10 protein-coding genes are annotated in these 12,324 nt (G+C 39.1%); 8 read left to right on the top strand and 2 right to left on the bottom strand.

The features are described 5' to 3' along the window. Nucleotides 1-104: 104 nt before the first annotated feature. Both rplI and gloB read right to left on the bottom strand, forming a co-directional pair. Nucleotides 105-563: a 50S ribosomal protein L9 gene (gene rplI, locus RMX69_RS25310; protein WP_094352304.1), complete on the bottom strand. Its 459-nt coding sequence runs from the start codon at nt 561-563 to the stop codon at nt 105-107. A 420-nt stretch (nt 564-983) separates the two neighbouring features. Beyond that, nucleotides 984-1,757, bottom strand: coding sequence for a hydroxyacylglutathione hydrolase (gene gloB / locus RMX69_RS25315; protein ID WP_322639083.1), 774 nt, complete (start codon nt 1,755-1,757; stop codon nt 984-986). A gap of 416 nt (nt 1,758-2,173) precedes the next feature. Between gloB and RMX69_RS25320 the strand changes: the two genes are divergently transcribed. The 8 genes from RMX69_RS25320 to RMX69_RS25355 all read left to right on the top strand — a co-directional run bounded on the left by RMX69_RS25320 (nt 2,174) and on the right by RMX69_RS25355 (nt 12,306). Then, complete coding sequence (locus tag RMX69_RS25320; protein ID WP_322639084.1) at nt 2,174-3,538, top strand: glycosyltransferase; 1,365 nt, start codon at nt 2,174-2,176, stop codon at nt 3,536-3,538. Between the two features lie 122 nt (nt 3,539-3,660). After that, nucleotides 3,661-4,824 (top strand): glycosyltransferase family 4 protein, encoded by a 1,164-nt coding sequence (locus RMX69_RS25325; RefSeq protein ID WP_289798674.1) that lies wholly within the window; start codon nt 3,661-3,663, stop codon nt 4,822-4,824. Nucleotides 4,825-4,865: 41 nt separating this feature from the next. Then, nucleotides 4,866-7,106 carry an ATP-binding cassette domain-containing protein gene (locus tag RMX69_RS25330; RefSeq protein ID WP_322639085.1) on the top strand — a complete coding sequence of 747 codons (2,241 nt, stop codon included), beginning with the start codon at nt 4,866-4,868 and terminating at the stop codon, nt 7,104-7,106. A 68-nt stretch (nt 7,107-7,174) separates the two neighbouring features. Then, nucleotides 7,175-8,392 (top strand): glycosyltransferase, encoded by a 1,218-nt coding sequence (locus RMX69_RS25335; RefSeq protein WP_322639086.1) that lies wholly within the window; start codon nt 7,175-7,177, stop codon nt 8,390-8,392. A 31-nt stretch (nt 8,393-8,423) separates the two neighbouring features. Beyond that, nucleotides 8,424-9,383: a glycosyltransferase family 10 domain-containing protein gene (locus RMX69_RS25340; protein ID WP_289798677.1), complete on the top strand. Its 960-nt coding sequence runs from the start codon at nt 8,424-8,426 to the stop codon at nt 9,381-9,383. A gap of 3 nt (nt 9,384-9,386) precedes the next feature. Beyond that, nucleotides 9,387-10,367 (top strand): Npun_R2821/Npun_R2822 family protein, encoded by a 981-nt coding sequence (locus tag RMX69_RS25345; protein ID WP_289798678.1) that lies wholly within the window; start codon nt 9,387-9,389, stop codon nt 10,365-10,367. Between the two features lie 3 nt (nt 10,368-10,370). Beyond that, nucleotides 10,371-11,261 carry an Npun_R2821/Npun_R2822 family protein gene (locus RMX69_RS25350; RefSeq protein WP_322639087.1) on the top strand — a complete coding sequence of 297 codons (891 nt, stop codon included), beginning with the start codon at nt 10,371-10,373 and terminating at the stop codon, nt 11,259-11,261. 16 nt (nt 11,262-11,277) lie between these two features. Beyond that, a complete protein-coding gene (locus RMX69_RS25355; protein WP_322639088.1) occupies nt 11,278-12,306 on the top strand; it encodes an Npun_R2821/Npun_R2822 family protein in 1,029 nt (342 codons plus the stop codon). Nucleotides 12,307-12,324 lie beyond the last annotated feature (18 nt).

Genomic DNA, 12,324 nt, shown 5'->3' on the forward strand with positions numbered 1-12,324 from the left:
GTTTTGAGATTTTGCTAGAGACGCGATTAATCGCGTCTGTACAGGAGTTTGGAGTTTGTATTTACCCTTACTTTCCCTGCTTCCTATGCTCCCACTGCTGTCTCCTAGCTAGCAACGACTTGAATATCGACTTGCGCCGCTACTTCCGAATGCAGCTTAATTTCGGCTTGATAAGTACCAAGGTGGTTAATATCGGGGATGGTAATTCCACGCCGATCGATTTCCTGACCGGTGGCTGCCTTAATTGCATCTACAACATCTTGGGTGGTGATAGTACCGAAAATTGCTTCGTTTTCACCAACTGGCTTGGCAATTGTCAAGCTGCCAACTTTTTCTAAAGATTCTTTTTGCTCAAGAGCTTGTTGTCTAAGTTCTAATTGCCGTTGACGCTCTTGCTCGCGACGACGCTCTACTTGCTTGAGAATACCAGGAGTGGCATTGGTTGCCAATTTCTGGGGAATCAGATAGTTACGAGCGTAGCCAGGAGCTACTTCCACTAAGTCGCCAGATTTTCCCAGCTTGCTGATATCTTGATTTAAAACTAACTGCACGCGTTTCGCCATCGTTTTTCGTTTTTCCTGTAAAATCTGATTAATTTGGGTGGTTTTGGGCAGCATTGCTCACTAAAACAGTGCTGTTAGCAGTAGCGGGGCCTTGAGCCAGTGCTGTTGCAGTAGCAGGGCGTTGTAGCCAGTGCTGAGTAAAGAGTCCTGAATAACTAGTGTTTTTTCAGAACTTAGAACTCCTGAAATGAGTATATTTTCCCAAGTAGCTTTGCCCATACCCTAAAGCTTACAGATCCTAGCGAAAGGAAGGGTGCGATCGCAACTATTCGCGCTAGAAAGTTGGAGGCAGGGGAGGCAGGGGAGGCAGAGGAAAAGGTTAAAGGGAAAAGGGAAAAGGGAAAAGGAATAAATTTAATCTTACCCCTTTTCCCCTTACCCCTTTTCCTTTCCCCATTCCCAATGCCCAATGCCCAATATCTAAAAGTTATTTTTCATTTCTCGTATTCGCGCAAAGGTTTGCACTCCATCACTACCTTTAACGGTTGATTGTAATGATGGCTGATCCCAACGTAAAAAGGGATTAGTTCGCTTTTCCATTCCCAGCAGCGAGGGTATGGTAGCTTCTCCTCGACTACGGTAAGTTTTCACTTCGTTGAAACGTCTTTGTAAGTCGGCATTGTCGCCATCCACAGTTAGGGCAAATTGCAGATTTCCTAAAGTGTATTCGTGGGCACACCAAATCCGCGTATCATCTGGTAAAGAGCGTAATTTGCTTAAAGAATCTACCATTTGGGTTGGTGTTCCTTCAAATAAGCGACCGCAACCGCCAGAAAATAAGGTATCACCGCAAAATAAATCGCCTGTCTCACCAGATTTTTCGGGGGGAAAGTAGTAAGCGATGTGAGCGCGGGTATGTCCGGGAACAAAAATAACTTCAGCTGTGCGATCTGCAAACTGGACGCGATCGCCTTGTTGCAAAAACACCTGCTGTCCGGGAATTCGCCCGCGATCTTCGACGCCACCGTAGACTGTTAGTTGCGGGAAGTGTTCTATTAATTGCTGATTGCCACCTACATGGTCATTGTGGTGGTGTGTGTTGAAAATTGCCACCAACTCAACTTTTAACTGTGCAAGTTGCTTTAGTACTGGTTCAGCCTCTGCTGGATCGACAACAGCAGCAATTTCTTGCTGGCGATCCACCAGCAAAAATATGTAGTTATCTGAGAGTGCCTCAAGCCTGATTACTTGCATTACTTAATATCTCCGTTTCCAGTAAATACTTTGGAATCTATCAGCAATCTTAAATATCTCAGTGAGAAAAGGTTGAGAAAGCCCATGAATACTATGATAGTATACAACCGTAATAATACTTAAAATACACTAAGTAACTATAAATTATAATCTGGGCATATCAGTAAAATTTCTCTGGAAGGAAGTGTAAAAGCTAAGTTAGATTTATTCTGTTCTTTTTGTCCTAAATTATCTTTTTTACTCAAAAACACAAAATAAGCTATCGATTTTTTTTTGTACATACTAATTATTAATACGGAATCTTATAGATTCACTTTGTATTCTTTATAAAAGATAGATGTTAATAACGATAAATATAGCAATCAATCATGGTAAAAAAAGATGAGCTTTCCAATTTTTTCTTTGCAGGTTCATAAATGAAGCTAATCCATACAACTAGCTGGTATTTTCCAGATACATCAGCCGGTGCTGAAGTATACTTAGATTCACTACTGCATGGCTTACAAGTACATGGACTAGAAAGTATTGTTGCTGCTCCTAAACAGGGTACAGAAGAAGATACCTACGAATACAATGGCATCTCAGTTTATCGTTATCCTGTTTTTCCCAACCCCAGCAAGATACAGGTACACAAGCAGCTACCCCACGGCGGCTTTGAAACTTTTGCTAATTGGCTAGAAAACAATCGAGCCGATGTCTACCATCAACACTCATGGCGATTTGACTGCGGTTTACATCATCTTGCTCTCGCCCGCCAGTTAGGGATGGCTACTGTAGTCACCGTCCACATACCTGAGCCTATATGTCTGCGTGGTACGATGATGCGCTGGGGTGAAGAACCTTGCAATGGGTTGATTGACTCTGTTAATTGTAGTCAATGTTTGGGAGTAGCAAAGCAAGTATCGCCTTGGATGCTCAAGGCTTTAGGTCAAGTTCCCTTAGATGTTGGCATCGCAGCAGAAACAAAATTACTTACCTCTAAAAATTTCAAGCTGCGTCTACTTGGTAAAACTCTTGGTATTCCTACCCTAGTGTCTCAACATAGACGCAATTTGATGCAACTAGCAAAACTAGCCGATCGCATTGTTGTAACGAGTAATTGGCAATACAATGCTTTTGTTGCAAACAAGGTTCCTCCCGAAAAACTTACTGTCTCTCGCCAAGGTGTTGCTAACACTTTTAAACGTGAAGTAACACCAAACAAACTACAAAACTCTACATTAAAAATTGGCTTTTTGGGCCGCTGGCAAGAAACTAAAGGGGTACAAGTTTTAGTAGAAGCCGTACATAGTCTACCGAATGATGTACCTGTAGAGTTAATTCTTCATGCTACTCATCCGGGAAAATACGGTGCTGCCAATCGTGAAAAAGTTATGGCGATCGCATCTCGCGATCGCCGGATTCGGATTGCTGAACCACTTTCACGCGAAGCAGTACCAGAGGCATTAGCAGGTTTCGATATACTAGCAATACCGTCGCAGTGGTTAGAAACTGGCCCCATAGTTGCTTTAGAAGCACAAGCTATGGGCATTCCCGTACTAGGTTCAAATTTAGGAGGAATTGCTGAGTTAGTCCGCCACGGCATCGATGGTTGGTTAGTTCCAGCCAAAGATGTCCAAGCATGGGCACAAGCGATCGCAACTTTAGCCAAAGACGCCGATTTACTAGCTAAATTACGTCAAGGTATCCAACCAGTACGTACAATGGATACTGTTGCCTCAGAGATGTTGGCACTTTACCATGAAATCTTAAAAATTCCTCAGAAAAATTTTGTATCTTGATGGATTGACAACTAATTTATTTAGTTGCTCCAACTCCGACAAAACAAATTAAATTACTATTTGCAGATTTATCAACAGCTGACAAATCCTGGGAAAACTAAATAAAAATAAGTATAAAAATAGTGAGAAAATTTTCTAAAATATCCTTGTTGGTTTCAGATTTATCAAGTGCAGCGATTCTGCGTGCATACTTGATAGCAAAAGCTCTCAATCAGTTAGGATATGAAGTTGAAATTATGGGTTTTTTATTTGGAAAGAACTTCTATTTAAATTTACCATCCGAATTCAACGTTTATAACTTACCAGGCAAAGATTTTCCAGAGTTTTTTGGAGAAATTCAAAAGTTTTTACCAAAAATCAATGGCGATATAATTTATGCTGTCAAACCCCAAATAGCAAGTTTTGGAGTTGGACTATTAAGGAAAATATTCACTAGAAAGCCATTAATTTTAGACATAGATGATTGGGAACTCAGCTGGCATGGCGGTGATAACTGGCATTATCATCCTACACCCAAAGAATTAGCTAGGGACTTATTGAAACCACAGGGCGCACTCAAAAATCCTCATCATACTTTATATGTGAAATGGATGGAAGGTTTGGTAAGTCACGCTGATGCTGTGACAGTGCATACTAAATTTTTGCAGCAGCGTTTTGGTGGTACATTTGTTCCGAATGGTAAAGATGTTTCTTTATTCGATCCCGCTCAATATGATGCTGAATCCAGTAGGGATCGTTATGGTTTATCTGAATATCGGATTTTAATGTTTCCCGGTGCGCCAAGACCTTATAAAGGTTTAGAAGATGTTCTCATCGCGCTCGATAAACTTAATCAACCAGACTTGAGACTAGTAATTGTAGGTGGTAGTCCTTATGATGATTATGATAAACAACTTCAACAAAAGTGGGGACGTTGGATTATCAAATTACCTAAGTATCCAGCCGACGTTATGCCTGACTTGGTAGCAGCTGCTCACATTGTAGTTGTTCCCCAGCGAGATACTCCAGAAACTCGCGCTCAATTTCCCTTGAAGTTGACAGATGGGATGGCAATGGCTAAACCTGTATTATCAACGCGTGTTGGAGATATTCCCCAACTTTTAGGTGATACTGGTTATTTAGTCGAGCCTGGTTGTCCTGAGCAAATTGCTGAACAAATTCAATTGATTTTTCAGAATTTAGAGTCAGCAAGCCAGAAAGGTATCAAGGCAAGAGAAAGATGTGTCGAACACTATAGCATAGAGGCTATGGCTTCTACGCTCAAGTCAGTAATTGCTCAGTTGTGAATAATATTAATAATTAAGTTAAATTGGCATAAAAATACCCAATGTCTACCAGAAAACTAATACTAAGATTCGCCAAACCCTATCCAGGTTTAATTTTCCTAACAATGCTGTTGGGATTTTCTGGTGCTTTATTTAATGGTGTCGGTGTGACTTTGATTGTGCCAGTAATTTTGAGAATTGTTGGACAACCAGTAGATTTAACTGGTTTTCCTCCGATTCTGAAAGCTGTGATGTTCCCATTTGATAATCTTCCCGAAAATTATCGGAATTTGGGAATGGCTGGAACAATTATATTTATAATTTTATTAAAAAATTTATCTAGTTATTTTAGTATTTTAACATCGAGTGTTTTCACTCGGAAATTAAATGCGGATATTCGGGAAGCTAGCTTAGAGTTATTGCTAGATATTGATATAGACTATTATTCAAAAACGAAAGTAGGCGATATTATTAATCGCCTTGGTTCGGAAACTGCCCGCACGTCTAGCGCTATCGGGAGTATTATCAATTTAATTATTTTAATAATTACAATTTTAGTTTTCGTTGGTTTATTATTAGCAATTTCTTGGCAGCTAACAATCGCAGCAACAATTCTGTTGGGTTTTATAACATTAATCAATCAATACACAATTAGTAGAGCGAAAAAATTTGGTCAACAACTATCAGAAATGTCTACATCTTATTCCATCAGTGTTTTAGAAACATTGAATGGAATTCGTCTGGTAAAGTCAACTGCCAATGAAGACAGAGAATATCAAAAGATTACCAAATTAATCCGCGATCGCGAAAAAGCAGATTTTCAATCTCAGGTAAACTCCCAAGCGATCGGGCCGATAAGTGAGGTAATGGGAGTAGTAGCCTTACTTCTAATTGTATTCTTGAGTAAAGCTTTCTTTGCCAACCAGGTTTCTTTCCTTTCAACGGTACTACTGACATATTTATTAGTATTACTGCGACTGCTGCCTTTGGTATCTCAGTTAAATAGTCTTCGTAGTAGCTTTGCCAATAGTTCTACTAGCGTAGAAATAGTGAGTGAGTTTTTAAGTCGCGATCGCAAGCCGTTTATGAAAAACGGTAATATTCTATACAAAGAATTAAAAGAAGGAATACGTTTTAATTCACTTACCTTTGCCTACCCTAGTCATGAAAAGTTAGTACTCAAAGATGTAAATTTATTTTTACCCCGTGCTACAACTCTCGCTTTGGTAGGCGGTTCTGGTGCTGGTAAATCCACCTTGGCTGACCTCTTACCGAGATTTTACGATCCGATATCTGGCAGTATCTCTATCGATGGCACAGACCTGCGTGATTTTGATATCAAATCTCTCAGAACACACATGGGAATTGTCAGTCAAGATACATTTCTCTTTAATGACTCGGTGCGAAATAACATTGCTTATGGAAGACCTGAAGCTACAGAAGATGAAATTATCTCAGCAGCCAAACGAGCAAATGCTTATGAATTTATTGATAAATTACCTCAAGGATTAGACAGCCAAATTGGCGATCGCGGCGTCATGTTGTCTGGTGGACAAAGGCAAAGATTAGCGATCGCTCGCGCCCTGCTGCAAAATCCCGAAATTTTGATTTTAGATGAAGCCACCAGCGCTTTAGATACCGTTTCCGAACGCTTAGTACAAGCTGCACTCGACGATCTGAGTCGCGATCGTACAACCCTGGTAATTGCTCACCGCCTTTCCACAGTCCAAAAAGCCGATCAAATTGCCGTATTAGATCAAGGACAGGTGGTAGAAGTGGGAACCCATGAAGCACTTTTACAAAAAGGTGGTTACTACTCACGCCTCTACTCAATGCAATTTGCCGATCAGACTGAAGTTTCCACCAAAACTAATCCCAGCTTTAACCGCATTTCTCACGAACTGCGTACAAGGCTTAATTCAATGATTGGTTTCCTGGGACTATTAGTTGACGATCTAGTAGACAATTCCCAAGAACGCCAAGAATTAATTGACCAATCATACAACTCAGCTTTAAGAGTTCTCAACGCCATCGATCTCTTCAGCGATGTAGTTAACTTGAAAATTAACTGGCAGTTATCGTCAGATATAGACCAAAATCAAGATGAACATAACCAGTATCAAAACTTTAGTCATATCTCAGATGAGTTTCGCACGCGTCTCTATCCTCTGATTAGCTCTTTGCACTTGCTAGCCGATAAATTAGAATCCGAACCCCAAAAACAAAATCTATTAATTGCAGAATCTTATCAATCTGCTATTTACCTATTAGATATATTAAAAGTTTTTGAAAATAAAATTTAATTTTAGTTAATGTCAGGAACAAAAATACTTATACCACAATCTTGAAAAACCTATCATCCCCAAAAAAAATGATAAATTCTTCCAAGAAAAATCAATATATTTTTTACACCGGAGAGCTATCATTAAAGCCGGATACAGCACACGAAATTCATGATGTTCTTTGTGCTAACGCCGCAGCTAACTTAGGCTACTCCTCAGTTTTAATTTATCAAGATAAAAAAAATTCTTCTGTTAATCTATTATCGTTATTTTATCCTTATCAACCCAAAAAACCCGGCAGAGAATTTATTGAATTTTACGATGTGCAAGAAAAGCTCAAAGTCGCAGCATTGCCAATGCCTTGGCCTATCGATCAAATAGGTGGTAAATTTACCAATTCTAGTACAGTAGTAACGAAATATTATTTACCAATTCATATTCTACCTCATACTAAAGTTGTCCATACACGAGATTGGAACTTTGTGAAAGCCGCAGTCAAAAATAAAGTTCCTACAATCTATGAGCGTCACTACTTTCAAGACCGAAAATTTGAACAAGATATCATCCACAGTCCCTATTTTAAAATAGCCATAACTCAGTCAGAACCCATCCGGCAAAGCCTAATAGAAAATGGAATGCCACCGGAAAAAGTAGTTTGGCTACATAACGGATTCAATCAATCATTTTCAATCAGACAGCCCCAAGAAGCCGAAAGGTGGCGGCAAGAATTACTTATAAATGGACGGAAGCATTTAGTTGTCTATTCAGGCGCTTTGTATCCTTTCAAAGGAGTCGATCTCTTAATTGATTCTGCTAAAGAATTGCCAGAAATTCAGTTTGTAATCACAGGAGGAACAGAAGCACAAGTACAAGCATATCAACAAATAGCCAGAGATAAAAATGTCGAAAACGTTAAATTTTTAGGCTGGATACTTCCACGAGAACGATTAGTCAGCTTGTTTCAAGCAGCTGATATTTTGGTTCATCCTCACTGCGCTGGAAAATCAGCAGATTTCACGAATCCAGTTAAGTTTTTTCAGTATATGGCTGCTGGCACTCCTATAGTTGTAACTGAGATTCCACCTTTAATGGAATTCAAAACATCACCTTTGATTGCCAGTTGGTGTACACCAGATAACCCGCATAAACTTGCCCAATCTATTCAACATACTTTAGAAAAGTATCCCAGACAAATAGAGGGTTATGCAGCTAGTATAGATTTTGCCCAGCAATTTTCTTGGGAGAATAGAATTACCAAAATATTAAGCTACGTAGAAGAAGATCAACGTCCACCAATTTTAGGATAACGGTACAAAAATAACCGAATAAATACGATTTATGACTATTAAAACTGTTGGCATGATTAGCAGCTATTCAGGTCTTGCTAAAAATAAAGATTGGTTATGGCAACAAACTCCGCACTACTTTGGTGTTTGGAAGAATATGCAAATGTTGAAAATGGCACAAAAGCCAGATTTTATGTTGCTATATCAATTTGATTTTCCCCAAGCATCGCCGCAAAAATCTTGGTTAGATAGTTTTCGCAAACAGCAGCAAAAACCAGTAGTAAATGTTGAATCTCTACTGCGTGGTGTCAACAAAGAGCGAATTATTTATTTGCTCAGAGAACCGCCTTTAGATGAGGTTGTAAAAATAACTAATCATAATTATCAAGAAGCCCAGAAGTATTGCGGCTACGTTTCTGGGCCTGATGATTTTGCTCCCATTCCTGACTATATGCCTGCTATTTGGTATCACTCAAATTCATTTCAAGATTTAAATGAAATGCCACCGCCCCCAAAAGTTGCCCCTTGTAGTTGGATTACTTCGGGAATTAGCCGCACGGCCAACCATCGCCAGCGTTTAGATTTTTTACAATCTTTGCAATCTAGTGGCATGAAATTTGATTTGTATGGGCGTAACTTACCAGAATGGGCGAACAGTTCAGGAGAACTAGGTAACAAATGGTATGGCATGGCACCATACTATTACAATTTGGCAATTGAAAACTATGCTGATAATAATTGGTATGTGAGTGAGAAACTTTGGGATAGTTTACTTGCTTGGTGTTTACCAATTTACTATGGTGGCCCGGCTGCTGATAAATTATTGCCACCGGGTAGTTTTTTGCGGTTGCCCAGTTTAGATGAAAAAGGCATTGCCTACATCCAAGAAGTGACAGCTACACCTGATGCTTGGTATGCTGCCAAAGATGCGATCGCAGAAGCACGTCAAATCATTTTACACAAATTAAACTTGCTGAACTGGTTATCAAACTTTGTCGATCAACACTCATAAATTATGAATGGTATTTGTACCCTTGGCAATGATTATGTTTTCGATCAACTGGTGGCTTTGCTCAACAGTATTGATATTATCTTAGGTCCAGAAACTCCTGTTTGTATCTATCCTTTTGACGACCGCACACAACGGATTGCTGACGAAATAGCTAAACGCCCAAATGTATTTCTTTACGATGACCAAGAATCAATCGACCGCTGGGATCAATTTATGTTGGCAGCAGCACCAGAACGATTGAATCGGAGTAAATCTCGTCTTTATGGCGCTCACCGTCGTTTTTGCGCTTTTGATGGGCCATTCGAGAAGTTTATCTATTTAGATGCAGACACTTTGGTAATGAAGTCACTTGCAGGAGTGTTTGAAAAGCTAGATAGTTATGATTTTGTGGTCTACGATTTTCAATTTACAGACGTTAGTAAAATATATAATGTTAATTCTCCCAAATTACTAAAAGTTTTTGAGCAAAAACGCATTGATTCCGAAATATTTTGCTCAGGCTTTTATGGCGCAAAAAAAGGGCTATTTGACTCAGAAAAAAGAGATTGGTTAATATCACATTTACAAAATGGCGAGTCAGAAATTTTGTATGGCGGTGCTGGCGAACAACCATTAATCAACTATATGGTAATGAGGTCTAATCTTTCTATTTATAACTTTGCTTGCCAACTGCCAGATAATCAAAAAACAGGATGTTCTGCTAGTTCTAAACACTTCGAGGAACGAGAACATATTCTTTACGATCGCGGTAATCAACTAACTTATCTCCATTACATTGGGATTCCTCCTAATATCAATCAAGCAGTCTGTGCGGGAGAAAATATTCAGTTTCCCTATCGAGATTTATTTCTCTATTATCGTTACTTACACGAACCAGAAAAGCGTCCAGTATTTACCAATCCTCCTAAAAATTATAATGACGCTCCAGCACCAAATTTGCTTACCAGAGCTTTGCAAAAACTTAAGTTAATTAACCAAGGATAATTTATGAGTAGGGGCATTTATATAGTTGCCAATGACCGCGTTATCGATAATGCTATTGCTCTACTCAATAGCATTCGTTACTATGACCCAGAAGTTACTATTTATCTCATACCTTTTAATGACAATTATCACAAGGTAGCAGAACAGCTTGCTACCTTACACAACGTCCAAGTTTTCCCAGATTTAGAACTTATTGATACCTTTACCAAACGCATCGGAGAAATTTTTGACCGAGATTTCCTCGCCTTACCCAACAAAATGCGAAAACTGGTGGCGTGGTTTGGGCCTTTAGATGAATTTATTTATATTGATACGGATATTGTCGTTTTTGAAAAAATTGCCGACAATTTGGACAAACTTGCAGAAGTCGATTTCTTCTGCTGTGATTACCATCATGCTAATGAAAAGCTGCGAAATATTTTTTCCCCATTTGTGAAAGAACAGCAAATTTTTTCCGATGCCCAACTTCAAGATGTTTTCAACAGTGGTTTTTGGGCTTCGAGGAAAGGAGCTATTACCGAACAACAAATGGATGAAGCTTTACGCGAGTGTGCAGCACATCGCGAATATTTCGATTTTTCGGAAGGAGTTACAGACCAACCTATTTTAAATTATCTTGTTCTCAAACTAATTTCTAAACGTGGAAATCTCGTTAAAATTCCTGGAGGAGGGCCTGGTAGTTGGGCAGGTTCACGAAATTTTCAACAGCAAGATTACGCCCTCTATGACCGAGGACAACGACTCAAATATCTCCACTGGGCTGGTACGCGGATGAAAACTGGTAGTCCCTATTGGCAAGTGTGGGAACACTATCGCTATCTTCATGAGGGTAAATTTGCCTTCATCCCCAAACTGACTCGCCGTTTATTTCCCTTTGTTTCTGCGCGTACTTAATGTTAGGAGTATTACAATGATTGATGGTATTTACACCTTAGCGAATGATGTTGTCTATGACCAACTAGTTGCTTTGCTCAACAGCATAGAAGCTAATGCTGGTAGAGAAATTCCTGTTTGTGTAATTCCATATAATGACCAGCTAGAGAAAGTAAAGGCAGAAATTGCATCTAGAGATAATGTTACTTTGTTTGAAAATTCTGATTCTATAGCCTATTGGGAGGACTTTGGCTCTCGGATCTGGAAAGCTCACCCAAGGGCGTTAAAGCTATGGCGAGAATATGGTTTGCCAGATAATTATCGCATAGAAAGACATCGAAAGCTCTGCTGTCTAGATGGCCCATTTGACAAGTTTATCTTTTTTGATGGAGATACCTTGTTGATGCAATCACTCGATGATGTTTATCAAAAGTTGGATGAATATGATTGGATTACAAATGACTTTCAATATAGATCCGATTTGAATTATATTTTCAACTGGACAGAAGATAAGCTAGCAGAGATTTTTCCTATAGAAGATATTAGGAATCAAATTTTTTGTTCTGGTTGGTTTGCTTCTAAAAAAGGTGTTTTTGACGATGCTAAGTTAGCAAATCTACTAGCAAACTTAGAAGCAGGTGAAGCTGATGCACTGGCATGGGCAGATTCCGATCAAACAGTTCTCAACTATTTAGTTTTACGTAGTGGAATTTATTACTACAATTACGCCTATCACGGTAAAGCGACTGGTTGCCATTGGACTTCTAAATTTGATGTTGTAGATAATATTCTTTACGACCAAGGGCAGAAATTGACATACTTACACTATATGAGTGTATCTTCTTCAGCTTTTACGAGGCTTTGTGGGGGTGAAGATGTTGATATTGCTTACCGCGATGTTTTCTTATATTATCGCTATTTAAAATCACCTGAAAAACGTCCTCAAAGCTTTAAGCGCCCAAGCAAGCTAACACTTCTGCAAAAGTCCACTAGTAGCTTTATTCAGCAAAGAATAAACAATATTAAGCTAAAGTATCGCAACTTCAAGCATAGAATTGCTCATTAAAAATTAAAGAGAGTCTGA

This window comes from Nostoc sp. EspVER01, assembly GCF_034530635.1.
Taxonomy (GTDB): domain Bacteria; phylum Cyanobacteriota; class Cyanobacteriia; order Cyanobacteriales; family Nostocaceae; genus Nostoc.